Source organism: Rhodococcus sp. 1R11, assembly GCF_004563845.1.
GTDB lineage: Bacteria > Actinomycetota > Actinomycetes > Mycobacteriales > Mycobacteriaceae > Rhodococcoides.
The window spans coordinates 45,623-69,240 of record NZ_SPNG01000005.1 but is presented as its reverse complement, the minus strand read 5'-3'; the positions used below and the strand labels follow the sequence as shown (position 1 = coordinate 69,240).

Here is a 23,618-nt window from a genome sequence, read left to right as displayed (position 1 = left end):
GTCGAGGCAGGGCCGATCAGCCTCTGCGGGTCAGCTGGTCGGCCACCGCGCGTAGTGCGGCGAGGTCCGAGACCTCGAACGGCAGAGACGGAACACCGACGATGGGCACGCGGGGGTGCGCGCCGGTGAAGCGTTTGAGCAACCGCACCTCGCGCGCCGCGGTCACCGCGCGCTGAGCGTGGATGCGCAGCACCGCAGCAGTCAGTTCGGCACCGGGATCGTCGATTCGGTCCAACAGATCGGCGGCCGTCGCTGCGTGATCGGCCTGCACCGACGACAACGTCGGATGCGTCCGGTTCACCACCAGTCCGGCCAACGGCATGTTCTCGGCGGAAAGTCGCTCGACGAAGAACGCGGCCTCGCGCAATGCGTCGGGCTCGGCTGCGGCGACGACGAGGAAACTGGTGCCGTCCTCGCGGAGCAATTGGTATGTGCGCGTAGCGCGTTCGCGGAACCCGCCGAACATCGAATCCAGTGATTGCACGAAAGCCGAAGCGTCGGACAGCATTTGGCTGCCGATGACGGTCGAGACTCCGCGCATCGCCAGGCTCATCGCGCTGGTGACGACCCGGGTGATTCCTCGTCCGGGAGCGGTCAGCAGCCGGATGAAACGCCCGTCGAGAAACGACCCGAGCCGTTGCGGTGCGTCGAGGAAATCCAACGCGTTGCGCGACGGGGGAGTGTCCACGACGATCAGGTCCCACGACGCGTCGAGGGACAGCTGCCCCAGCTTCTCCATCGCCATGTACTCCTGCGTGCCCGAAAAGGACGACGCCACAGTCTGATAGAACGGGTTGGCCAGAACCTGAGCCGCCTTTTCCGGCGTCGAATGTTCGATGACCATCTCGTCGAACGTGCGCCGCATGTTCAGCATCATCGCGTGCAGTTCGCCCTTGGCACCGGCACCCAATTTCACCGGCTGCGGACTGTTGTCGAGGTCGCCGAGCCCAAGGGCCTGAGCCAGCCGACGAGCCGGATCGATGGTCAGCACGACGACTCGCCTGCCCTGTTCGGCGGCACGCAGAGCCATCGCTGCTGCGGTGGTCGTCTTCCCGACACCGCCTGCGCCGCAGACCACGACGATCCGCGATGCGGGGTCGGTGAGGATGCGGTCGACGTCGAGTTCGGTTGCGGCTGGTCGAGTCATCGGACACCCTGTTCTGCGAGCGTGGCGGCGAGCTCGTACAAGCCGCCGAGGTCGACGCCATCGGCCAACATCGGCAGCGTCATGCGTGCGACGTCGAGTTCGTCGAGTTGTGTTGCGCTCTCCACCTGAGCGGACAGCGTCGACGCGTGCTCGATCGATTCGGTCAGGAGACCGGCAAAATCGGCCTCGGACAACGTGATTCCCGTCTTGGCCAGACCCTCCTGAATTGCGACGGCATCGATCTCGCCCTCGGCGATGGGTTCGAGGGAGTCGGCAGGCAGGTACGTCGGCTCGGTGCGGTTGACGATCACCGTGCCGAGGCGGAGGTCGGCTGCTTCGAGCTCCCGTACCGCATCGGCTGTCTCCTGCACCGGCAAAGCTTCGAGCAGGGTGACCAGGTGCACGACGGTGTCCGACGAATGCAGCAACCGCACCACGCCCTCGCTCTGCGAGCGGACCGGGCCGCCTTTGGCCAGGTCGGCCATGGCCTTGGTGACGTCGAGGAAGTTTCCGATGCGGCCGGTGGGTGGCGAGTCGACGACCACCTCGTCGTACGCGCGGTTGCCCTTCTTGTCGGTCCGCACCACGCACTCCTTGACCTTGCCGGTCAGCAGTACGTCACGCAGGCCGGGCGCGATGGTCGTCGCGAACTCGATGGCACCGATCTTGCGCATTGCGCGGCCCGCGAAACCGAGGTTGTAGAACATGTCGAGATACTCGAGGAACGCGGTCTCGATGTCGATCGCCAGCGCGTAGACCTCGCCGCCGCCGTCCGCCGAGGCGACGCGGGTCTCCACCGGCGGGAGCTGCGGCACGTCGAACAGCTGCGCGATGCCCTGCCTGCCCTCGACCTCCACCAACAACACTCGCCGACCACCTGCGGCCAGCGCCAACGCCAGCGCGGCCGCGACCGTCGACTTACCGGTACCGCCCTTGCCGGACACGAAATGCAGCCGCGCGGCATCCGCCTTCGCCGGCCATCCCTCTTGCTTCGATGTACCCACGCCTCGACCATATAGAGACGCGATGCCGGTCGTCCGACAGAACCGATAATCACCCGATCGCAGTGACGCACCCCTCGTACTCCGGTGGGCGATAGGCTTCGAGTCATGAGCGAAAAGATCATCTGGGAGTACTTCACCGCACCGGTGCTGATTCACGCCACCAAGCAGATTCTCGACAACTACGGCTCCGAGGGTTGGGAGCTCGTGACGATCATGGCGGGACCGAACGGCGGCGACACACTGGTCGCGTACTTCAAGCGTCCGAAGGGCTGACGCTGTGGCGAACTGGAGCGAACGCCTCTCCGAGCTGGGCATCGAGCTGCCCGACGTGGTTCCGCCGTTGGCCGCGTACGTCCCCGCCGTACAGGTGGGTTCGCTCGTCTATACCTCCGGCCAACTGCCGATCGTGGACGGAAACCTGACCTCCGTTGGCAAGGTGGGTGCCGACGTCTCGGCCGAGGACGCCACTGCAGCTGCGCGGATCTGTGCGTTGAACGCGCTGGCCGCAGTGCATGCGCTCGTCGGTATCGACTCGGTCGCACGCGTGGTCAAGGCCGTCGGCTTCGTCGCATCCGCGCCGGGGTTCACCGGTCAGCCCGGGGTGATCAACGGAGCCTCGAACGTCATCGGTGAGATTTTCGGTGATGCAGGCAAGCACGCCCGCTCGGCCGTCGGCGTTGCGGAACTTCCGCTCGGTGCGTCGGTGGAAGTGGAGCTCATCGTCGAACTGCGGTAGTCGACGTCCCATGGAGTGCACCGCAGGTCTCGTCGATTGCGGAACGCAGCAGGTCGGCATACACGGCGTGATCGGGGACAGTCGTCGGGCAGGCCGTCACACAGACGGTGACGACGTCTCCGTATCCGTACACGGCGTGGGTGATGCTGCAGCCCGGGCTCAGCGATGCGACGCCCGCGCACAGGCGCGCCCGGCTCGACCCCAATTCGAGGTCCAGACCGGTTCGGTTGACGCTGGTCACCACGGTATGGCTGGTGACACGCTCGGGCGTACCGGTGCGAGGGGCGACCAGTCGGGCGCGGCGTCCGAAGCCGAGCAGTAGAGCGGCCGGGTAGAGCTCGGCCGACCGAGTGGCGTCGATATGGCGGCGATCGTTCACGCGTTCACGCTGCAAGGCCAGCGCGTGCGCCACTGCCGATGCTCGGTCGGACACGTCGGAGAGCTCGGGATGCAGATCGACTGCAGCCGGGACGGTTCGGTTGACGGCAGGCCAGGCCGCCGACGTCCCGATCGCCGTGGGCACCGTGGCTCGGATGCTGGTGCCGTCCCGCTCTCCGTGCGCCGCGAGATACTTCGACAATGCCGCCCCGACGGCGGTGAGCGCGGTGACCGTGACGGTGGTCGATCCGCCCATCCACTGCGATTTCGGGAATTGCAGCACGTGCACCGCTCTGGTCCTGTCGGGATGGGCGTTGACGAGTGTGGTTTCGACCGGCGCGGGGGCAACCAGCTCCCCGGACCGCACGGCGTCGAGGTATGTCCGCTGGGCCTGCACCATCCGCCGTTGCGACCGCGCCCAGCGGTACGGCAGGAGCGCCGTCGCGATGGCCGCATCTCGCACTCGACGTGAACGCGAGACGGCTGGGTCGTCGGGAAACGTGACGTTGTCGGACGGCTCGTCCGGTCCGAAGAGGGCGCGAACGATGCGGGTACCGACCGACCCGTCGGACAATGCGTGGCTGACCTGGACGATCACGACCGTGGCCGCACCCCGGATTCCGTCGAAGCCGTGCAGGCCCCGGCCGACGTGCACGGTCCATGCCCGCGTCGTCGCATCGACCGGAACGCACGCGCGTTCGGCCAGAAACGAATCGAGTGTGTGACGCCCGTCGGAGAGATCGTGGTCGACCACGTGGTCCCGAGGCGGCGTCGGGTCCCTGATCCACCGTGGGTACTCCAACAGACCCGCCGCATCGCCGATGCGAATCTGCAGTCTCGGAACGAATCGAGCACGTTTCTCGACGTGAGCCACGACGTCGTCGAACGTCGGTGGCTCGTTGGCCCCCGAATCGAAGACGAACGTCGTGTACTGGTCCATCGAGCGATGTGGGGCCGAGGTGTAGTGAAACATCGCATCTTTGACGTCCATGATGGTCACACCATCAGGGTGCCCACTCCCGGGCCCGATCAATCACCCTCTGCAAGTGCAGTCCTCGGTGTACCGAGCATTCGTGGTCGACACCCGATTCCACCGACTCGAGGAACTCGTCCAGCAGTACGGCGTAACAGTCGGTGGACGACGTGGATCGGTCGGTGAAGGTGTCGACTCCGGCGGGCCCGGACAGCTCGATCCGCATGAGGGACGGCATGACCGGTGTCCTCAGCGACAATTGCACGGTGCTGCGTGCGCCGCCCTCGTGCTCGAGCAGAACGGTCCAACTGTCGGATGACGTGTCACGGTGTGAATAGGCAACGTGCGCAATGGTTCCCAGTGCCGCGTCGAGTAGATCGAAGACGTGTGGCCCGATGTCGAGGATCGCCCCGTCGTCGTGTCGCCACTGCGATTCCGAGTAAGCCCCGCCGAGAGTGGCACCGGAGAACCAGGTTCCGGAGCCGGCGGCCCAGGAGCGGCCTGCTGTCGAGGCGAGGAATTGCCTTGTCTCCGGGGCGAATCGGAGTGTCAGTGTCACCATCGAACGGACGCCGGCGACGGTGACGGCCTCGGCCAGTTCCTCGGCCTCAGCCACGGTGGCGGCAATGGGCTTGTCCAGCAACACATGTTTGCCTGCTCGCGCGGCGCGGAGGGCGAACCCGGCTTGCACAGCCGGTGGAACCGCGAACGCCACCGTGTCGACAGTATCGAGCAGGGCGTCGAAAGACTCGTAGACGGGTGCACCCAAATCGGCCGCGGCCTCCGGTCTGCGTGCCCACACCCCGGTGAAGTCCACTTCCGGATGAGCGAGTAGCGAGGGCGCCTGAGTCTTGCGAGCCCAGGGGCCGGCTCCGACGAGTCCGATCTTCATAGGCATCGACGTTAGTCGTCGGCGCGGGTCCTGTTCCACCTCGAGAACAGTGGGCGTCCTACAGTGTTTCAATGGCCGACTCGAACTTGACGCATCCCGCCTACGGACTGGTCCGGCACGTGACGCCCACGGCGTCGGTTCTGCTCGCGGAGAACCCGGGCAAGATGACGCTGGACGGAACGAACACGTGGATTCTGCGGGCACCGGGTTCCGAGGAGTGCATCGTCGTCGACCCGGGTCCGAAGGACAAGGCCCATCTCGACGCCGTCGCCGCGTCGGGCACGGTGGTTCTGACGCTGGTGACCCATCGCCATGCCGATCACACGGCGGGGTTGAAGCGGTTTCACCGTAAGACGGGGGCACCGGTGCGGGCGGTGGGGGAGAAGTTCCTGCACGGCGGCGGTGAGCGGCTGGCCGACGGCGAGGTGATCGATGCGTCTGGTCTACGGATCCGAGTGCTGTACACGCCCGGTCACACGGCGGATTCGGTGAGCTTCGTGCTCGACGACGCGGTCCTGACGGGAGACACGATCCTCGGCCGCGGCACCACGGTGCTCGACCCGAAGGACGGCTCGCTCGCGGATTATCTGAAATCGCTCGATCGACTCGAGGCCGCCGGTGCGGGCAAGACGGTGTTGCCGGGGCACGGGGCCGATCTACCGGACACCGCCGAGGTGGCGCGAATGTATCGCGCCCACCGTCGGCAGCGGTTGGATCAGGTTCGCGCGGCGCTCGTCGAGATCGGCGAGAACGCGAAACCGATGCAGGTGGTGCGCCACGTCTATTCGGACGTGGACAAGAAGTTGTGGCCGGCTGCGCGGATGTCGGTCAAGACGCAGCTGGCCTACCTCAGGGAGAGCTAGCGAGCTGCTGTCTCGAAGGAACTCGGCCTAGCGAGCTCGGCGGGCCAGGCGCTCGGAGTCCGAAATCAGTACGGACTTGCCCTCGAGGCGCAGCCATCCGCGGTGTGCGAAGTCGGCCAATGCCTTGTTGACGGTCTCGCGTGACGCTCCGACGAGCTGAGCGATCTCTTCCTGCGTCAGGTCGTGGGTGACGCGCAGCGATCCCGCTTCCTGGGTGCCGAAACGCTGGGCGAGCTGCAGCAGAGCCTTGGCCACACGTCCGGGGACGTCGGTGAAGATGAGGTCGGCCAAGTTGTTGTTGGTGCGACGCAAGCGGCGAGCCAGGACGCGCAGCAGCTGCTCGGCGATCTCGGGGCGCTGATCGATCCAGTCCTTGAGGGCAGCGCGGTCCATGCTGACCGCGCGCACCTCGGTGACCGTGGTGGCCGAGGACGTGCGAGGGCCGGGGTCGAAGATGGACAGCTCGCCGAACATGTCCGACGGTCCCATGATCGTCAGCAGGTTTTCGCGGCCGTCGGGGGAGCGTCGCCCGAGCTTGATCTTGCCGGACACGATGATGTAGAGCCGGTCTCCGGGCTCACCCTCGTTGAACACCACGTGTCCCCGGGGGAAATCGACAGGCTGCAGCTGCTTCGTCAGTGCCGCAACCGCAGAGGGTTCGACTCCTTGGAAGATGCCGGCCCGTGCCAGGACGTCGTCCACTTGCGCTCCTTTTGGGATGTCGGCGATGCGGTGACCCGCACCCCCGAAGGCGTTTGTACACACTCGTCTCACCCACCGAATCGCGTGTGCGATTCAGGCGTCGATGCCGATGCAATGTTCAAACACAACAATTACCTCAGGGGAGTCTACTTCGACTCGGCCGAAACCGAGTGATCGACGCCACCACAGGTTGCCAGAGGAACGGGACGTCTGTTCGCGTTCACCGTAAATTCATCCGAATGCGGACAAATGGGTGCTCAACTGGCCCGTTGGTCGACCATGCCGTCGCGCGTGTCGATCGTGCGCGGGGGAGTCTGGTGACGCTTGCGGGTGTTGAACCGAGCCAGGGCGTGGGGGAAGCCCTCGTTTGCCAGTGTGGCGACCTCGGACTTGCTCGCCTGATCGAGGAATTCCTCTACTTCGTGCTCCCGGACACCGAGCTTGCTGAGCCGGAACTCGACACGCTCCATCGCGAGTGCGAAGAGCATGAGTAGTACCGGAAAGAGCACCACGGCGAGTCCTTGCATACCGGCCAGTTAACACCGAAAAGGTCTCGATACAAACACAGCTCGGCGCGCTCGCGTAGTTCGTTACGCATTCTTGTCCGTACAGTTGTGGCGTGGAATCGACAGCCCCGAAACGCCCCGACGTGCGCAAACGCGAGGAGACGCGACTCGGCCTCGTGCGGCGGGCGCGGCGGATGAACCGAACGCTCGGGGTCGCGTTTCCGCACGTCTACTGCGAACTCGACTTCACCACGCCCCTCGAACTCGCCGTCGCGACCATCCTGTCTGCGCAGTGCACCGACAAGCGCGTCAACATGGTGACTCCGGCCCTGTTCGTGAGATACCGCACAGCTCGCGACTACGCCGAGGCGGACCGCACCGAACTCGAGGAGTTCATCCGAACCACCGGCTTCTACCGCAACAAGGCCAACTCGCTGATCGGGCTGGGGCAGAAGCTGCTCGAGAACTTCGACGGCGAAGTCCCCGCATCGTTGAAGGATCTGGTGACGTTGCCCGGCATCGGCCGCAAGACGGCCAACGTCGTGCTCGGCAATGCGTTCGACGTCCCCGGCATCACCGTCGACACCCACTTCGGTCGGCTGGTACGGCGCTGGCAGTGGACGGAGGAAGAGGACCCGGTCAAGGTGGAGCACACGGTCGGCGAGCTGATCGAGCGGAAAGAGTGGACTCTGCTCTCTCATCGAGTCATCTTTCACGGTCGACGCGTCTGCCACTCCCGCACACCGGCGTGCGGGGTGTGCGTGCTGGCGAAGGACTGCCCGTCGTTCGGCCTCGGCCCGACCGATCCGGCGACCGCCGCAGCTCTGGTGAGGGGTCCCGAGACCGATCATCTTCTCGCTCTCGCCGGAATCGTGTCGTGAACAAGGCCGCACTCCGCTGGTCTCTGGTCGCGCTCATTCTCGTCGTCGGGATGGTCTATGCCCTCTGGCCACGCAATGAATCTCCGGCAGCGCAGCCCGCGGACGGTCCCGGTCTGGGGCAGCAAGGACCGTCGACGGCCGAGCGCCGAGCCGCCGACACCCCCGAGGCCCTCGCTCCGCTGCGGCAGACCGCCGGTCTCGACGCGTGTCCGACGCCGTCGGGCGCTGCAGCGGGCCCGTTGACGGGCATCACACTCGAATGTATCGGCGACGGCTCGTCCGTCGACCTCGGCCAGGCGCTGGCCGGTCGACCCGCACTGCTCAACATCTGGGCCTACTGGTGCGGCCCCTGCGCGGAGGAACTGCCGTACCTGCAGCAATACGCGCAACGGGCCGGCGATGCAGTCACCGTGTTGACCGTCCACAACGACGCCAACGAGTCCAACGGGCTGACCCGTCTGGCCGATTACGGCGTCACACTGCCCGGCGTTCAGGACGGTGCCGGACGCATCGCCGCGGCCGTGGGAGCGCCGAACGTGCTGCCCGTATCCCTTTTGATATCTGCGGATGGCACTGTCGCCAAGGTGCTACCTCAACCCTTTCGTAGCGTCGACGACATCGCCGACGCAGTCCGTGAAAACCTCGGGGTCTCGTCGTGAGCGCACCCGAGTGGCTCGGGCGCATGCTCGACGTCGCCGGCAGTGCGAACGGACTGACCGACACCACCGGCATCAACCCGGTGCTGCAACGGCAGGCGCAGCCGGCCGATCGAACCCGCTCGGCCGCGGTCTTGGTGCTGTTCGGTGGTCCCGCCGATGCCGATCCGACCGTGCCCGGTGGGCTACCCGCCGAGGCGGACGTACTGCTGACCCAGCGGGCGTCGACTCTGCGCGACCACAGCGGGCAGATCGCCTTCCCCGGCGGTGCCACCGACCCGGGTGACGACGGGCCCATCGGAACGGCGCTGCGAGAGGCTCAGGAAGAGACCGGGCTCGACCCGGCCGGCGTCGTACCGCTCGCGACGATGCCCGGCATCTACGTGCCGCCGTCCCGATTCGACGTGGTTCCCGTGCTCTCGTACTGGCAGGCCCCGAGTCCGGTCCGCGTCGTCGACGCCGGCGAAACCGAGCGCGTGGTGCGAGTTCCCCTGCGTGAGTTGCTCGATCCGGCCAACCGATTCCAGGTGCGTCACCCCGCCGGCTACCAGGGCCCGGCCTTCTCGGTGCAGGGAATGCTGGTGTGGGGATTCACGGGCGGTATTCTGGCGGGCCTGCTCGCTGTGTCGGGCTGGGAGTCCGAGTGGGACACGGGGGACATACGCGATCTGGAGGCCAGCTTGACTGCGGTAGGAGCGAGGCTCGATCGGTGACGGGTTCAGGGTGGGTCGATATCGCGGTGGTCGCCGTCGCGCTGCTGGCGGCGACGTCGGGATGGCGACAGGGGGCTGTGGCGTCGGCGCTGGCGTTTCTGGGAGTCGTTCTGGGAGCCGTCGCCGGAATTCTGGTGGCACCGCACGTGCTCGAACACGTCGACGGATCACGCACGAGGGTGTTCGTCGGCATCGCGTTGATCGTGGTGTTGGTGATCGTCGGTGAGGTGGCCGGCATGGTCCTCGGTCGTGCGTTGCGCAGCGGAATACATTCGCGCGCAGCCAGATCCGTGGACAGCACGATCGGGGCAGGGCTGCAGGCCGCGGCCGTGCTCGCTGCCGCGTGGTTGCTCGCCATTCCGCTGACGTCGTCGTCGCAGCCCGAGGTGGCCAGTGCCGTGCGTGGCTCGACGGTCCTGGGCAAGGTCGACGAGGTGGCACCCGACTGGTTGCGTCAGGTGCCCAAGGAATTTTCGGCGCTGCTCGACACGTCCGGGCTGCCGGACGTCATCGGTCCGTTCGGACGCACTCCGGTCGCCGAGGTCGCTGCTCCCGACTCCGGGATCGCCGCAGGACCCGTCCCGGTGGCGTTGCGGTCGAGCGTCATCAAGATCAACGGAATCGCCCCGAGTTGCCAGAAGGCGCTCGAGGGTTCGGGATTCGTCGTGGGGCCGGATCTGGTGATGACCAACGCCCACGTCGTGGCCGGTACCTCCGAGGTGACCGTCGATTCTCCGGACGGCCCTCTGGACGCCGACGTCGTCCTGTTCGATCCCGAAGAAGATGTTGCAGTGCTTCGTGTTTCGCAGCTGCAAGCTCCGGTGCTGCCGTTCGCGCCGAACCCTGCCGAATCCGGATCCGACGCCATCGTGCTCGGCTACCCGGGCGGCGGTCCTTACACGGCGAGCCCAGCGCGCATTCGCGAGATCATCAACCTCAGCGGCCCGGACATCTACCGCACCGGAACCGTTCAACGCGAGGTCTACACGGTCCGCGGATCGGTGCGGCAGGGCAATTCCGGTGGGCCACTGGTCAATTCGAATGGTGAGGTACTCGGTGTTGTGTTCGGTGCCGCCGTCGACGACCCCGATACCGGATTCGTGTTGACTGCAGCTGAGATCTCGGACGAGCTCGCCCGCAGCTTCGATGCGCCGGTCAGTGTGGGTACCGGCGACTGCATCGTCTGACCGCGGGACGTCAGCCTTCCAGCGCGACGCGCAGGATTTCCTCGGACACGACGTCGGGGGCTTCCTGGTGCACGTAGTGCCCCACGCCCTGCACCGTTCGACGCGTCAGCCCCGGTGCCCAGCGCCGATCGCGATCGAGCGTGGTGGGTAGGACGTACGGATCGAGATCGCCGCTGATCTGCGCGACGGGGATCGAGGTCTTCACGTCGACGGCGTCCATGAAGCGCCGGCCCTCGGCGCGGAACTGGCTACGGAACGCCCAGCGCTGATATTCGAGTGCGCAGTGCGCGGCTCCGGGGATTCGGATGGCCGAGCGCATCTTGCCTGCGGTATCGGCGAAATCGTCGGTGCGCTGCCACTGCGACCCGGCGCGGCTGCGCATCAACTCCTCGACTGCCGCGCCCCCTCGACGCGTGAGCAGCTTCTCGGGGCGCAGCGGAACTTGATACCGAACGAAGTGCGGCAGCAGGGCACCGCGCTGTTCGGAATCCTTCAGCACGGCGCGGCGTAGCGAGATCGGGTGCGGTGCATTGATCAGGACCATGGAGCGGACCATTCGCGGATGCAGAGCCGAACTCGCCCAGCACACCAGGCCGCCGTCGGCATGGCCGACGAACGTCGCGTGCGGGTAACCCAGCGCGCGAACGAGACCGACGATGTCGCCGGCCAGAGTCCATCCGTCGTAACCACGTGGGGGCTTGTCGGAGTCGCCGTAGCCGCGGAGGTCGACTGCGACCGCTCGCACTCCGGAACGCGCGAGCGAGTCGAGCTGGTGATGCCAGGAGTACCAGAAGTCGGCGAAGCCGTGCAGCAACACCACCAGCGGGGCGTCGGGAGTGTGCTCGCCGACCTCCACGGTGTGGAACCGGATTCCATTGGCATGGATGTCGCGATGGATCCACTGTCCCGGGTAACGGACAGTGGACGGATCGGGATGATTCATACTGCTCGACTCGCCGGGCGTCGTCTACTTCTTGTAGCCGGGGATTCCGGGAATGCTCTCGTGCTGGTTCGGCAGCACGGTCGACGCCTGCTTGAGCGAGTCGATGGTCTTCTCGGGCTTACGCAGCTTCTTGACCCGGCGGTATCCGAGGAACCCGAACAGTCCCGCGACCAGCACCATGAACACGAAGACGATGAGGAACGCGGCCCAACGGTAGAGCCACACGTCGAGAAGCTCGGCGGCGAAGAAGAAGAAAAAGAACGAGCTGAACAGCAGCACCGTCAGCGCGACGATGAAGAAGACGCTGCCCTGCAGGCCCTTCTTGACCTCGCCGGTGACCTCGGCTTTGGCGAGGGCCACCTCGGCACGCACCAGCGTCGAGACCTGAGTCGTGGCGTCCTTGACGAGGTTTCCGATGCTCGCGCTACCGGGTGTGCGGGCATCGACATCGGTGAGAGGTATCGACGAAATCGTGTTCGGGACGCCGTTGCCGTATCCCTTGTCATTGCTGACGCTCAACTCTCGACCCCTTGTAATCGCTCTGCTCGGTGTTGCGGTGATCGCTCTGCTCGGTGTTGCGGAAGATCGTATCGACAGTAGTGCCTAAGTAGCAGATTATCTGTCCCGCGGCGGCCGAGCGACGCTCGGCCCGTCGTCGGTTACCTCTCCGGCTGTCGGCACAAACACGGAGATGTTGCACGAATCGGCAACGAACGGCCCGGGGGCGTGAAATTCTCAGGTGTTCATCAGGTAATTTTCAGGGAACTTTCCCCTTCAGGAGCACTCGTGAGTTCACCACACGCCGTCACGGACGACGGCGCAATTCCCGCACCTCAGGTGCCTCGGTCCCGCATCGTGATCGCCTCGATGGTCGGTACGTCCATCGAATTCTTCGACTTCTACATCTATGCAACGGCCGCAGTGCTCGTCTTCCCTCGACTGTTCTTCCCCGCGGGCAACGACACGACCGCGCTGCTGGCGTCGTTCGCTACCTTCGGTTTGGCGTTCGTGGCACGACCCATCGGCTCGATTCTGTTCGGCCACTTCGGTGATCGCATCGGACGCAAGGCGACCCTCGTCGGGTCCCTGTTGACGATGGGTGTCGCGACGTTCGCGATCGGCCTGTTGCCGACGTACGCCGCGGTGGGTCTGTGGGCACCGGCTCTGCTGGCGATCATGCGCTTCACCCAGGGCGTGGGCCTCGGCGGCGAATGGAGTGGTGCGGCGTTGCTGGCCACCGAAACCGCGAAGCCGGGCAAGCGAGCCTGGGCCGCGATGTACCCGCAGCTGGGTGCGCCCATCGGCTTCTTCTTCGCCAACGGCATCTTCCTGCTCATCGTCATCGCGACCGGCTACGATTCCGCGAACTCCGGCACCGACCATGCGTTCCTCACGTGGGGCTGGCGCATCCCGTTCCTGCTCAGCGCGATCATGGTGATCATCGGCCTGTACGTCCGCCTCAAGCTCGAGGAGACGCCGGTGTTCAAGCTGGCCGTCGAGCGCGGCCAGAAGGTCAAGACCCCGTTGGCTCAGGTGTTCAAGACAAGTTGGCGTCAGCTGATCATCGGCACGTTCGTCATGCTCGCCACCTACACGCTCTTCTACATCATGACGACGTGGGTGGTCAGTTACGGAACGGGCAAGGTGGCCGACGTCAACGGCCCCAAGTTGGCCATCCCGTACACGGACTTCCTGGAGCTCCAGCTCATCGCGGTGCTGTTCTTCGCGGCCCTGATCCCGGTCGCCGGGCTGCTCGCCGACAAGTACGGCCGTCGCCCCACGCTCATCGTCATCACCGCGGCGATCGTCCTGTTCGGACTCTCGTTCCACTGGTTCGCCGACCCGTCGTCCGCGTCGGCAGGCAAGATGCTGGTGTTCATGTGCGTCGGCCTGGGACTGATGGGCCTGACATTCGGACCCATGAGTGCCGTTCTGCCCGAACTCTTTCCGACCAACGTGCGCTACACGGGCTCGGGAATTTCGTACAACACCGCGTCGATCCTCGGAGCTGCAGTGGCCCCGTTCATCGCCACCTGGCTGGTGAGTACCTACGGCGTCGGCTGGGTGGGCGTCTATCTCGCCATCGCTGCTGCGCTGACCCTGATCTCGCTGATCATCATGAAGGAAACGCGAGACCAGTCGCTCGACAGCGTGTAGAGCGGCTTCGCCGCACGTGAGTGGAAACTCGTAGCAGGGGTCGAGTTTCCGCTCACCTGCGTAGCTCGTTCAGGTGGTCGCTGGACATAGACAGGCGATTGCCAGGAAGTCGGCAGCGGAGCCTCAGGGTCGAGGGCAACAGTGATCGACTGTGACCATCCGTTCTGCAACCAGCGCTGTCGAGCGCCACGTGAGTCGTCCGCGTTGGGCGTTGCCCACTCTTGCCGCCCTCCTCGTCGGAACAGCAGGGGCCTATGCCCTCGATCTGAACCGCGAGCATTGGGGTAATTCCTTCTACGCGGCGGCCGTTCAGGCCGGTTCGATCAGTTGGAAAGCGTTCCTGTTCGGTTCGTCCGATGCCGCGAATTCCATCACGGTGGACAAGCCGCCGGCATCGCTGTGGATCATGGAGCTCTCGGTACGGATCTTCGGTCTCAACTCGTGGTCGCTGTTGTTGCCGCAGGTGCTGATGGCCGTGCTGAGCGTGGGCATCATGTACGCGATCGTCGCCCGTCGATTCGGATACGGGGCAGCGCTGATTGCGGGCGCGGTCTTGGCCACCACCCCGACCTTCGCGCTGATGTTCCGCTACGACAATCCCGACGCCTTGCTCACCCTCACCCTGTTGGGGGCAGCATGGGCGATGCTGCGTGCTCTCGAAGACGGACGCACTCGCTGGCTGGTGCTGACGGGCGCTGTCGTGGGTCTCGGATTCCTGACCAAACAGCTGCAGGCGTTCCTCGTCGTTCCGGCTCTTGCCGTGGCCTACGCCGCGTTCGGTCCGCCCAAGCTCGGACGCCGACTTCTGCAGTTGCTGGCCGCCGGTGCCGCCGTGCTCGTCTCCGCTGGATGGTGGGTTGCGATCGTGCAACTGGTGCCGGCGGCGGACCGGCCCTGGGTCGGTGGATCGAAGACCGACAGCATTCTGGATCTGACCTTCGGCTACAACGGCCTGGGCAGGTTGACCGGTAACGAACACGCGGGCACCGGATCTTCTGCCGGTGATGCAGCGCAGGCCGGCGGTTTCGGGCCGGGCGGGCACGGACCTCAGACGGGCATCACCCGGATGTTCGCGGCCGCGCAGGGCGGTCAGATCTCCTGGCTCATTCCGGCCGCACTGGTGCTCGTGGTCGCGGGAATCGTGTTGCGCGGCAGAGCTCCTCGGCAAGACTTTCAGCGGGCCTGGTTCGTGATGTGGGGACTGTGGCTCGTCGGGTGCTCGCTGGTGTTCAGCTTCATGTCGGGCACGTTCCACTCGTACTACACGATCGTTGTCGCTCCGGCGATAGCCGCCATCGTCGGAGCGGCTCTCCGCGAGCTGTGGATGAGGCGTGACAAGGCCGCGTGGCGTGCGGTTCTCGTGCTGGCATCGGCGATCACGACGGCTACCTCATTCGTCTTTCTCGCCCGCACTCCCGAGTTCGTTCCGTGGCTGCGGTGGGTAGTGCTGGGAGTCGGGTTGGTCGTAGCAGTGGCCCTGGTGTTCAGGGGATCTCGAAAGACGTCGATCGCGGTGGGGGCCGTCGCACTGGCGGTCGCCCTGGCCGGGCCGCTGGCGTATGTCGCCGACACCGTGGTGACCCCGCACAGTGGAGGAGGTCCTTCTGCCGGACCTGCTGTTGCATCCGAGCCCGCTGGCTATCGAAGCGGTTCGAGAGACGAAAGTTCTGGCCGTTCAGCGCAATTCGGCTCCCCATCGGCTCCCGACTCCGAGCTGACCGGACTCCTCGAAGCCGATCCGCAGAAGTACACCTGGGCGGCGGCGACCATCGGATCCAATGCCGCGGCGGTCCTGCAGCTCGCGACCGACGACCCGGTGATGCCGGTGGGCGGATTCTCCGGTACCGACCCGTCGCCCACACTCGACCAATTCGAGGCCGACGTGGCCGCGGGAAAGATCCACTACTTCATCGCCGGAACGGGCAAGACCAGGCCGTCGGCGATCGGTGACTGGGTGGCCGCCACGTTCACATCGAGGACTATCGGCGATTACACGGTGTTCGATCTGACGGCCTCAGCGGCCTGAGCGGCTGCGCCGCATGTGAGTGGAACCTCGTAGTGGGCTACGAGGTTCCACTCACATGGTCGCTAGCGGCCCTTCTTGATCGCCTCGAACACCTTCGGGTCGACGAGGGTGGAGACGTCACCGAGTTCGCGGCCCTCGGCCACGTCACGGAGCAGGCGGCGCATGATCTTGCCGGACCTGGTCTTCGGCAGCTCCGGCACGATGGAAATTTCCCGTGGCCGGGCGATCGGCGAGATCTCCTTGGAGACCTGGGCTTTGAGTTCGGCGATCAACGCGTCGCCGGTGTTCTCCTCGCCGCCCCGCAGGATGACGAACGCGACGATGCCCTGACCGGTGGTCTCGTCGGCGGCACCGACGACGGCAGCCTCGGCGACACTGTGATGACTGACCAACGCCGACTCCACCTCCGAGGTGGAGATGCGGTGGCCCGAGACGTTCATGACGTCGTCGACGCGGCCGAGGACCCACAGCGCGCCGTCCTCGTCGTACTTGGCGCCGTCGCCGGCGAAGTACCAGCCTTCTTCGGCGTAGCGGGACCAGTAGGTGTCCTTGTAGCGGTCCATGTCGCCCCAGATCCCGCGGAGCATCGCCGGCCACGGCTCGGAGAGAACGAGGTATCCGTTGCCGCCGTTGCCCAGGGGTTTGGCGTCGTCGTCGACGATCTTGGCCGAGATACCCGGCAGGGGCGTCATCGCGGAGCCGGGCTTGGTGGCGGTGACGCCGGGAAGCGGCGAGATCATGATCGCGCCGGTCTCGGTCTGCCACCAGGTGTCGACGATCGGTGCGCTGCCGCCGCCGACGACGTCGCGGAACCAGCGCCATGCCTCGGGATTGATGGGCTCGCCGACGGAGCCGAGCAGGCGGATCGAGGACAGATCGTGTGCCTCGGGAATCTCCTTGCCCCACTTCATGAATGTACGAACGAGGGTGGGGGAGGTGTAGTAGATCGACACCTTGTACTTCTCGATGACGTTCCAGTGCCGGTGCTCGTCGGGCGAATTGGGCGTGCCCTCGTAGACCACCTGGGTGGCGCGGTTCGAAAGCGGTCCGTAGACGATGTAGGAGTGTCCGGTGACCCAGCCGATGTCGGCGGTGCACCAGTAGACGTCCGTGCCGGCTTTATGGTCGAAGACGTTGTGGTGGGTGTACGAGGTCTGCGTGAGGTAGCCGCCGGAGGTGTGGATGATGCCCTTGGGCTTACCCGTCGTACCCGAGGTGTAGAGGATGAACAGGGGGTGCTCGGCCGGGAACGGCTGCGCCTCATGCTCTTTCGACGCCGTGGCGACGGTCTCGTGCCACCACAGGTCGCGGTCCTCGGTCCAGGCGACGTCGGAGTCGGTGCGCTTGACGACCAGCACGTGTTCGATCGAGGCTGCCCCGTCGACTGCTTCGTCGACGGTGTCCTTGATGGGGGCGGGCTTGCCGCGTCGCCACTGGCCGTCGGTGGTGATGACGAGTTTGGCTTCGGCGTCGTCGATGCGCGAGCGCAGTGCGGTGGCCGAGAACCCGGCGAAGACGACCGAGTGGGTGAGGCCGAGGCGGGCGCAGGCGAGGATCGAGACGATGGCCTCGGGGATCATCGGCATGTAGATCGCGACGCGGTCGCCGGAGACGAGGCCCAGTTCGGTCAGGGTGTTGGCCGCCTGGCTGACGTCGGCGAGCAGATCGGAGTAGGTGATGTCGCGGCTGTCGCCGGGCTCGCCTTCCCAGTGAATGGCGACCTGGTCGCCGTGGCCGTCGACGACATGGCGGTCGACGCAGTTGTAGGCAACGTTGAGCTCGCCGTCGGCGAACCATTTCGCGACGGGGGCGTCGGACCAGTCGAGTACTTCGGTGAACGGAGTGTGCCAGTGCAGCCGGCGAGCCTGCTCCGCCCAGAAGCCGAGCCGGTCCTTCTCCGCGGCGGCGTACAGATCTTCCTGAGCGTTCGCCTGCGCCGCGAACTCGGCCGACGGTGCGTAGGAGGCAACCGCGGTCTCGTCGCTTCCGGAGGTACTGGTCGTCATCTCTTATAGCTCTCTTTCGTCCGAAGCATTTCGCCCATGAAACGGCACTTACAGGCCGGTCTGGAGCCCCTAGTGAGGGTAGTCACATGTGATGGCGATCGCACCGTTGCAAGCGTCTGAAACCCCTTGATCTGCGGTGATCGGTAGTTTCCGCACGATGGACGGTCATCGGTGTCGTCGACGCGAGGCCGTCTCGGCGGCTCTGCCCGCACTGTGGGAAATCGACTTGCCGAAACGTTTCGATCATGTTTCCGACCTACTCGCCGGTCAACAAAACTCGGGGGAGTTCACATGTTCGTTTCAGGATGTGTCTAAAGTTCGTTCCATCAGATCGTTGGTACGGCTCACAGGCCGTGTCTTGCGGTCGCCCACGAATCCCCGGGCGTCGCGCCCGAGGAACCTGAACACGGATGACCCCGTGCTCACATCTGGATGGAGGATTTCCTTGCGTAAAACACGCATCGCGTCAGCTGCAATCGCAGTTGTCGTGGGAGCGGCGCTGGTGACGGCGTGCTCTTCGAGCGATTCGACCGGCGGCGGAGGGTCAGGAGACGGCTCCGGCATCATCAACGCGTGGAGCGGTGAGCCGCAGAACCCCTTGGTGCCCACCAATACGAGCGAGAACACCGGCGGACGTGTCGTCGACTCGATCTTCGCCGGCCTGGTGTCCTACACCCCCGAGGGCGGTGTCGAGAACGAGGTCGCGGACTCGATCGATACCACCGACGGCCAGAACTACACCGTCACGTTGAAGGACGGCTGGCAGTTCACCGACGGCACGCCGGTCACGGCCAAGTCGTTCGTCGATGCCTGGAACTACGGCGCACTGTCGACCAATGCGCAGCTGCAGGGCTCGTTCTTCGATCCGATTCAGGGCTACGACGAGGTCGCGGCCGAGAACCCGACGGTGCAGACCATGTCCGGTCTCGAGGTCGTCGACGACAAGACGTTCACCATCGAGCTCAAGCAGCCCGAAGCAGCGTTCCCCGATCGTCTCGGCTTCGCGGCCTACTACCCACTGCCCGAGGTTGCGTACCAGGACATCGCCGCGTTCGGCGAGAACCCGATCGGCAACGGCCCGTACAAGTTCGCCCAGGAGGGCGCTTGGCAGCACAACGTGCGGATCGACCTGGTCACGAACCCCGACTACGCCGGTAACCGCAAGCCCGCCAACGGCGGCGTGAGCTTCATTCTGTACAGCAACCTCGACACCGCATACACGGACCTGCTGTCGAACAACGTCGACGTTCTCGACAACGTTCCGGCCTCGGCCGTCACCACCTTCGAGTCCGATCTTCCCGACCGCACGGTGAACCAGCCGTCCGCGTCGATCGAGACGTTCACGATTCCGGGCCGCCTCGCGCACTTCGGTGGCGAAGAGGGTGTGCTGCGTCGCCAGGCGATCTCCAAGGCCATCAACCGCGACCAGATCACCGAGCAGATCTTCAACAAGACCCGTACCCCGGCCAAGGACTTCACCAGCCCGGCCATCGACGGCTGGACCGGCGACCTCTCCGACGTCGGAAACGTCGAGTACGACCCCGAGGGTGCCAAGGCTCTGTGGGCGCAGGCCGACGCCATCGCGCCGTGGTCCGGAACGTTCTCCATCGCGTACAACTCCGACGGTGGACACCAGGAATGGGTGGATGCGGTCAGTAACAGCATCCGCAACACGCTCGGCATCGAGGCGCAGGGTGCGCCGTACCCGACGTTCGCTCAGCTGCGCACCGAAGCCACCAACCGCACCATCGCGACCGCCTTCCGGTCGGGCTGGCAGGGTGACTACCCGCAGCAGTACGGCTTCTTGGCACAGAACTACCAGACCGGTGGCAGCTCCAACGACGGTGAGTACTCCAACCCCGAGTTCGACCGTCTGCTCCGCGAGTCCGCAGGTGAGACCGACAAGACCAAGGCGCAGGAGCTGACCAACCAGGCTCAGGAAATCCTGCTCAACGACCTGCCCGCAGTGCCGACCTGGTACCGCAACGCAGCCAGTGGTTGGTCGGAGAACGTCACCAACGTCAAGATCGGTTGGGACGGAATCCCCATCTACAACCAGATCGAGAAGAACTGATCACGTTCGCTCCACTGCTGTAGAGACCGAGAAGGGCGGTAGGTCTTCCACCTACCGCCCTTCTCGTGTGCTCGCTCACTCCCGCATCTACGTTCGACGCCCCGCTGCAGCTGATCCTTGCGCCTCTGCGGTGACGTCCACCTTCCTCCAAAGGAGGTGATCCGATGCTCTGGTACATCGGACGCCGATTACTTCAGATGATCCCCGTGTTCATCGGGGCGACATTCTTGATCTATGCCATGGTCTTCTTGCTGCCAGGAGACCCCATCGCGGCATTGGCCGGAGACAAGGCGATCAGTCCCGCCGTCGCCGACCAACTGCGCGCCCGCTATCACCTCGACCAGCCGTTCATCGTGCAGTACCTGCTGTACCTCAAGGGCATTTTCACGTTCGACTTCGGCATGTCCTTCTCGGGCCGCCCCGTCAGTGAAGTTCTCGTACAAGCGTTTCCGATCACCGCCAAGCTCGCCTCGATGGCCCTCGTGATCGAGGCCGTGTTCGGTATCGGCTTCGGTCTCATCGCGGGTCTGCGCAAGGGCAAGCTGTTCGACTCGACTGTCCTCGTCGTCAGCCTCGTCATCATCGCCGTGCCGATCTTCGTCATCGGTTTTCTCGCGCAGTTCTTCATCGGTATCAAGTGGGGTTGGGTGCCGCCGACAGTGGGAGGCAACACCAGCTTCACCAACCTGTTGCTGCCGGCATTCGTGCTCGGAGCCGTCTCGTTCGCCTACGTGGTGCGGTTGACGCGCACGTCGGTGGCCGAGAATCTCAGTGCAGACTTCGTGCGGACGGCGACGGCCAAGGGCCTCTCGCGTAACCGCGTCGTCAACGTGCACGTGCTGCGCAACTCGCTGATTCCCGTCGTGACGTTCCTCGGCGCCGATCTCGCCAGCCTCATGGGCGGCGCGATCATCACCGAGGGAATCTTCAACATCAACGGAGTCGGCGGCACCATCTACCAAGCCGTCATCCGCGGTGAGGCACCGACCGTCGTGTCTTTCGTGACCGTGCTGATCGTCGTCTATCTGGTCGCCAATCTCATCGTCGACCTTCTCTATGCCGCGCTCGACCCGAGGATTCGCTATGTCTGATCCCATCACACCGAAGAGCGTCGACGCCGATCGCGCTACTCGCCAAGCACGTTTCGTCGAGGCCGACGAGGTCATCGACGTGTCGCAGACCGATGCGGTCGTCATCGACGACGCACCCGCCAGCATCTGGTCCGATGCGTGGCGGAACCTGCGCACGCGTCCGATGTTCATAGTCTCGGCCATCATCATCCTGGCCGTCATCGTGGTCGCAGCCGTGCCTGGCCTGTTCACCAGTACCGATCCGCGCTTCTGTGATCTGCAGTTCAGCATGCAGGGCCCGGGATCCGGGCACTGGTTCGGTTACGACCGACAGGGCTGCGACATCTACTCTCGGGTGCTGTTCGGTGCTCGGGCGTCCGTGCTGACCGGAGTCGGGGTCACGTTCCTCGTGCTGGTCATCGGCGTCGTGTTCGGTGCTCTGGCCGGCTTCTACGGCGGCATCGCGGACTCGTTGCTCTCACGAATCACCGACATCTTCTTCGGTGTTCCGCTGATTCTGGCTGCCATCGTCCTCATGCAGCTGTTCACCGATCGCACGATCTTCACAGTCATTCTGGTGTTGGCGTTGTTCGGTTGGCCTCAGATGGCTCGCATCACCCGCGGTGCAGTGCTGTCGGCGAAGGGCAACGATTACGTAATGGCTTCGCAGGCTTTGGGTTTGACGCGACTGCGAACTCTGATCCGGCACGTACTGCCCAACGCGATGGCACCCATCATCGTCATCACGACAATTTCACTCGGTACGTTCATCGTGGCCGAGGCGACGCTGTCGTTCCTCGGTATCGGACTGCCTCCCACCGAGGTCTCCTGGGGCGGCGACATCAGTGCCGCCCAGGTCACCCTGCGTCAGGGCTCGACCATTCTCTTCTATCCTGCTGCAGCGCTGGCAATCACGGTGCTCGGCTTCATCATGATGGGTGACGCCCTGCGCGACGCCCTCGATCCGAAGGCGAGGAAGCGATGACGGATCCAGCACGCATCGCAGTGGAGCAGCCCCTGCTCGACATCCAAGATCTCGAGGTCTCGTTCCGGTCCAACTCCGGTGCGGTCCCGGCTGTTCGCGGTGTATCGCTGACGGTCTACCCGGGGCAGACCGTTGCGATCGTGGGCGAATCCGGTTCCGGTAAGTCGACCACCGCGCACTCGATCATCAACCTGCTTCCCGGAACCGGCACGGTGACGGCGGGGCGCATCCTGTTCGAGGGCCGTGACTTGGCGCAGGCCAAGGAGAAGGACTTCGTCGACATCCGCGGCAGCCAGATCGGCCTGGTTCCTCAGGACCCGATGTCCAACTTGAATCCGGTGTGGAAGATCGGCTTCCAGATCGAGGAGGCCCTCGCTGCCAACGGCATCGCCAAGGGTAAGGCGGCGCGGGTTCGGGCAGCCGAGCTGCTCGAGGAAGCGGGCCTCAGCGATTCGGAGAAGCGGGTCAATCAGTACCCGCACGAGTTCTCGGGCGGTATGCGTCAGCGTGCGCTCATCGCGATCGGGCTTTCGGCACGTCCGAAACTTCTGATTGCCGACGAGCCGACGTCCGCTCTCGACGTGACCGTGCAGCGTCAGATTCTCGATCATCTCGAGGGTTTGACGAAGGAACTCGGCACCGCGGTTCTGCTGATCACCCACGATCTGGGCCTGGCTGCCGAACGAGCCGAGCACCTCGTCGTCATGAGCAAGGGACGGATCGTGGAATCCGGTCCGGCACTGGAGATCCTGCAGGATCCCCAGCACCCGTACACGCGCAAGCTCGTCTCCGCCGCGCCGTCTCTGGCGTCTCAGCGACTCAAGTCGTCGGTGGTGCGCAAGGACATCGTCGAGCATGCCAAGCAGGTGGCGGTCGAGGCCGTCACCGAGGAGACCGACTCGGCATTCGAGCCGGCCGCGGACACTGTGCTCGTGGTCGAGGGGCTGACGAAGGAATTCAAGCTCCGGGGCGGCAACCCGTTCAAGTCATCCGTGTTCACGGCCGTCAAAGATGTGTCGTTCGGAGTCGCACGTGGCACCACCACTGCGATCGTCGGCGAATCGGGTTCGGGCAAGTCGACTGTGGCACAGATGGTTCTGGGACTTCTCGAGCCCACTGCAGGTTCGGTGAAGTTCGACGGGCGTGATGTGGCGGGGTTGAACAACAAGGACGCGTTCGCGTTTCGTCGTCGAGTGCAGCCGATCTTCCAGAATCCGTACGGGACGCTGGACCCGATGTATTCGATCTTCAGCACTATCGAGGAGCCTCTGCGCACTCACAAGGTGGGGTCGAAGTCCGAGCGGGAAGCCAGAGTCCGTGATCTGCTGGACAAGGTGGCACTGCCGTCGTCGGTGATGCGCAGGTTCCCCAACGAGCTGTCCGGCGGCCAGCGGCAACGTGTCGCAATCGCTCGTGCGCTGGCCCTCGAGCCCGAAATGGTCATCTGTGACGAGGCAGTGTCGGCTCTGGACGTGCTGGTGCAGGCGCAGATCCTGTCGCTGCTCAACGACCTTCAGGCCGAGCTCGGATTGACGTACCTGTTCATCACGCACGACCTCGCAGTGGTCCGCCAGATCGCCGACGACGTGCTCGTGATGCGCAGCGGCGAGATCGTCGAGGCGGCGTCGACCGATGCCGTCTTCGACAACCCGCAGCAGGAGTACACCCAGAAGCTGCTCGCAGCCATTCCGGGTGGCTCGGTGCAGCTGGGCGCATAAC

At 65.0% G+C, this 23,618-nt stretch carries 22 protein-coding genes; 13 read left to right on the top strand and 9 right to left on the bottom strand.

Going from position 1 to position 23,618, the window contains the following annotated elements; all coding sequences use genetic code 11:
• Positions 1-16 precede the first annotated feature (16 nt).
• Both E4P29_RS10345 and E4P29_RS10340 read right to left on the bottom strand, forming a co-directional pair.
• Positions 17-1,147: an ArsA family ATPase gene (locus E4P29_RS10345; RefSeq protein ID WP_135044400.1), complete on the bottom strand. Its 1,131-nt coding sequence runs from the start codon at positions 1,145-1,147 to the stop codon at positions 17-19.
• A complete protein-coding gene (locus E4P29_RS10340; protein WP_027494499.1) occupies positions 1,144-2,151 on the bottom strand; it encodes an ArsA-related P-loop ATPase in 1,008 nt (335 codons plus the stop codon). Before E4P29_RS10340 ends, E4P29_RS10345 begins: the two co-directional genes overlap by 4 nt.
• A 105-nt stretch (positions 2,152-2,256) precedes the next feature.
• On the opposite strand from E4P29_RS10340, the gene E4P29_RS10335 reads away from it, so the two are divergent.
• Complete coding sequence (locus tag E4P29_RS10335; protein ID WP_072691993.1) at positions 2,257-2,424, top strand: DUF4177 domain-containing protein; 168 nt, start codon at positions 2,257-2,259, stop codon at positions 2,422-2,424.
• A gap of 4 nt (positions 2,425-2,428) precedes the next feature.
• Positions 2,429-2,887, top strand: a complete 459-nt coding sequence (locus E4P29_RS10330) for a RidA family protein (RefSeq protein ID WP_135044398.1) — start codon at positions 2,429-2,431, stop codon at positions 2,885-2,887.
• Here E4P29_RS10330 and E4P29_RS10325 read toward each other — a convergent pair.
• Both E4P29_RS10325 and E4P29_RS10320 read right to left on the bottom strand, forming a co-directional pair.
• The gene (locus tag E4P29_RS10325; RefSeq protein ID WP_245154276.1) at positions 2,868-4,256 is read right to left on the bottom strand and encodes a wax ester/triacylglycerol synthase domain-containing protein; all 1,389 of its coding nucleotides are present in this window, start codon (positions 4,254-4,256) and stop codon (positions 2,868-2,870) included. The genes E4P29_RS10330 and E4P29_RS10325 overlap by 20 nt on opposite strands.
• Before the next feature lie 13 nt (positions 4,257-4,269).
• The gene (locus tag E4P29_RS10320) at positions 4,270-5,130 is read right to left on the bottom strand and encodes a Gfo/Idh/MocA family oxidoreductase (protein ID WP_245154255.1); all 861 of its coding nucleotides are present in this window, start codon (positions 5,128-5,130) and stop codon (positions 4,270-4,272) included.
• Between the two features lie 71 nt (positions 5,131-5,201).
• Here E4P29_RS10320 and E4P29_RS10315 point away from each other — a divergent pair, with 71 nt between their 5' ends.
• Positions 5,202-5,993 (top strand): MBL fold metallo-hydrolase, encoded by a 792-nt coding sequence (locus E4P29_RS10315; protein ID WP_135044392.1) that lies wholly within the window; start codon positions 5,202-5,204, stop codon positions 5,991-5,993.
• Positions 5,994-6,020: 27 nt separating this feature from the next.
• Here E4P29_RS10315 and E4P29_RS10310 read toward each other — a convergent pair whose 3' ends face one another.
• Together E4P29_RS10310 and E4P29_RS10305 are read right to left on the bottom strand one after the other, a co-directional pair.
• Positions 6,021-6,695 (bottom strand): Crp/Fnr family transcriptional regulator, encoded by a 675-nt coding sequence (locus E4P29_RS10310; protein WP_027494494.1) that lies wholly within the window; start codon positions 6,693-6,695, stop codon positions 6,021-6,023.
• Between the two features lie 257 nt (positions 6,696-6,952).
• Positions 6,953-7,222 (bottom strand): hypothetical protein, encoded by a 270-nt coding sequence (locus tag E4P29_RS10305; RefSeq protein WP_027494493.1) that lies wholly within the window; start codon positions 7,220-7,222, stop codon positions 6,953-6,955.
• Between the two features lie 173 nt (positions 7,223-7,395).
• On the opposite strand from E4P29_RS10305, the gene nth reads away from it, so the two are divergent.
• Genes nth through marP form a run of 4 tightly spaced genes read left to right on the top strand, consistent with a single transcriptional unit; the run spans position 7,396 to position 10,638 of the window.
• Positions 7,396-8,082, top strand: a complete 687-nt coding sequence (nth, locus tag E4P29_RS10300; protein ID WP_245154275.1) for an endonuclease III — start codon at positions 7,396-7,398, stop codon at positions 8,080-8,082.
• 50 nt (positions 8,083-8,132) lie between these two features.
• Positions 8,133-8,741 (top strand): TlpA disulfide reductase family protein, encoded by a 609-nt coding sequence (locus E4P29_RS10295; RefSeq protein WP_167735457.1) that lies wholly within the window; start codon positions 8,133-8,135, stop codon positions 8,739-8,741.
• A gap of 23 nt (positions 8,742-8,764) precedes the next feature.
• The gene (locus E4P29_RS10290) at positions 8,765-9,451 is read left to right on the top strand and encodes a CoA pyrophosphatase (protein ID WP_135044893.1); all 687 of its coding nucleotides are present in this window, start codon (positions 8,765-8,767) and stop codon (positions 9,449-9,451) included.
• On the top strand, positions 9,448-10,638 hold the full coding sequence (marP, locus tag E4P29_RS10285; protein WP_135044379.1) for an acid resistance serine protease MarP: 1,191 nt from the start codon (positions 9,448-9,450) through the stop codon (positions 10,636-10,638). The genes E4P29_RS10290 and marP overlap by 4 nt, the downstream gene beginning before the upstream one ends.
• A 10-nt stretch (positions 10,639-10,648) precedes the next feature.
• Here the strand turns inward: marP and E4P29_RS10280 are convergent, their stop codons facing one another.
• Both E4P29_RS10280 and E4P29_RS10275 read right to left on the bottom strand, forming a co-directional pair.
• On the bottom strand, positions 10,649-11,581 hold the full coding sequence (locus E4P29_RS10280; protein WP_135044377.1) for an alpha/beta hydrolase: 933 nt from the start codon (positions 11,579-11,581) through the stop codon (positions 10,649-10,651).
• Between the two features lie 24 nt (positions 11,582-11,605).
• The gene (locus E4P29_RS10275; RefSeq protein ID WP_135044375.1) at positions 11,606-12,100 is read right to left on the bottom strand and encodes a phage holin family protein; all 495 of its coding nucleotides are present in this window, start codon (positions 12,098-12,100) and stop codon (positions 11,606-11,608) included.
• Between the two features lie 267 nt (positions 12,101-12,367).
• Here E4P29_RS10275 and E4P29_RS10270 point away from each other — a divergent pair, with 267 nt between their 5' ends.
• Together E4P29_RS10270 and E4P29_RS10265 are read left to right on the top strand one after the other, a co-directional pair.
• The gene (locus E4P29_RS10270; protein ID WP_037176013.1) at positions 12,368-13,738 is read left to right on the top strand and encodes an MFS transporter; all 1,371 of its coding nucleotides are present in this window, start codon (positions 12,368-12,370) and stop codon (positions 13,736-13,738) included.
• A 151-nt stretch (positions 13,739-13,889) separates the two neighbouring features.
• Complete coding sequence (locus tag E4P29_RS10265; RefSeq protein WP_135044373.1) at positions 13,890-15,764, top strand: glycosyltransferase family 39 protein; 1,875 nt, start codon at positions 13,890-13,892, stop codon at positions 15,762-15,764.
• 62 nt (positions 15,765-15,826) lie between these two features.
• On the opposite strand, the gene acs is transcribed toward E4P29_RS10265, so the two are convergent.
• On the bottom strand, positions 15,827-17,770 hold the full coding sequence (gene acs, locus E4P29_RS10260; RefSeq protein WP_135044371.1) for an acetate--CoA ligase: 1,944 nt from the start codon (positions 17,768-17,770) through the stop codon (positions 15,827-15,829).
• Between the two features lie 445 nt (positions 17,771-18,215).
• Here acs and E4P29_RS10255 point away from each other — a divergent pair, with 445 nt between their 5' ends.
• The 4 genes from E4P29_RS10255 to E4P29_RS10240 all read left to right on the top strand — a co-directional run bounded on the left by E4P29_RS10255 (position 18,216) and on the right by E4P29_RS10240 (position 23,617).
• Entirely contained in the window at positions 18,216-19,844 is a 1,629-nt protein-coding gene (locus tag E4P29_RS10255) for an ABC transporter substrate-binding protein (RefSeq protein ID WP_135044369.1), read from the top strand.
• A gap of 164 nt (positions 19,845-20,008) precedes the next feature.
• Positions 20,009-20,935, top strand: a complete 927-nt coding sequence (locus tag E4P29_RS10250; RefSeq protein WP_135044368.1) for an ABC transporter permease — start codon at positions 20,009-20,011, stop codon at positions 20,933-20,935.
• The gene (locus E4P29_RS10245; RefSeq protein WP_027494482.1) at positions 20,928-21,899 is read left to right on the top strand and encodes an ABC transporter permease; all 972 of its coding nucleotides are present in this window, start codon (positions 20,928-20,930) and stop codon (positions 21,897-21,899) included. Before E4P29_RS10250 ends, E4P29_RS10245 begins: the two co-directional genes overlap by 8 nt.
• Entirely contained in the window at positions 21,896-23,617 is a 1,722-nt protein-coding gene (locus E4P29_RS10240; protein WP_027494481.1) for an ABC transporter ATP-binding protein, read from the top strand. Before E4P29_RS10245 ends, E4P29_RS10240 begins: the two co-directional genes overlap by 4 nt.
• Position 23,618: the final 1 nt, after the last annotated feature.

Coding starts and splice junctions, on each gene's coding strand:
- E4P29_RS10345 (WP_135044400.1), bottom strand. CDS start 1,147: ATGACTCGACCAGCCGCAACCGAACTCGACGTCGACCGCATCCTCACC.
- E4P29_RS10335 (WP_072691993.1), top strand. CDS start 2,257: ATGAGCGAAAAGATCATCTGGGAGTACTTCACCGCACCGGTGCTGATT.
- E4P29_RS10325 (WP_245154276.1), bottom strand. CDS start 4,256: ATGGACGTCAAAGATGCGATGTTTCACTACACCTCGGCCCCACATCGC.
- E4P29_RS10320 (WP_245154255.1), bottom strand. CDS start 5,130: ATGAAGATCGGACTCGTCGGAGCCGGCCCCTGGGCTCGCAAGACTCAG.
- E4P29_RS10315 (WP_135044392.1), top strand. CDS start 5,202: ATGGCCGACTCGAACTTGACGCATCCCGCCTACGGACTGGTCCGGCAC.
- E4P29_RS10305 (WP_027494493.1), bottom strand. CDS start 7,222: ATGCAAGGACTCGCCGTGGTGCTCTTTCCGGTACTACTCATGCTCTTC.
- nth (WP_245154275.1), top strand. CDS start 7,396: ATGAACCGAACGCTCGGGGTCGCGTTTCCGCACGTCTACTGCGAACTC.
- E4P29_RS10295 (WP_167735457.1), top strand. CDS start 8,133: ATGGTCTATGCCCTCTGGCCACGCAATGAATCTCCGGCAGCGCAGCCC.
- E4P29_RS10290 (WP_135044893.1), top strand. CDS start 8,765: ATGCTCGACGTCGCCGGCAGTGCGAACGGACTGACCGACACCACCGGC.
- E4P29_RS10280 (WP_135044377.1), bottom strand. CDS start 11,581: ATGAATCATCCCGATCCGTCCACTGTCCGTTACCCGGGACAGTGGATC.
- acs (WP_135044371.1), bottom strand. CDS start 17,770: ATGACGACCAGTACCTCCGGAAGCGACGAGACCGCGGTTGCCTCCTAC.
- E4P29_RS10250 (WP_135044368.1), top strand. CDS start 20,009: ATGCTCTGGTACATCGGACGCCGATTACTTCAGATGATCCCCGTGTTC.
- E4P29_RS10245 (WP_027494482.1), top strand. CDS start 20,928: ATGTCTGATCCCATCACACCGAAGAGCGTCGACGCCGATCGCGCTACT.
- E4P29_RS10240 (WP_027494481.1), top strand. CDS start 21,896: ATGACGGATCCAGCACGCATCGCAGTGGAGCAGCCCCTGCTCGACATC.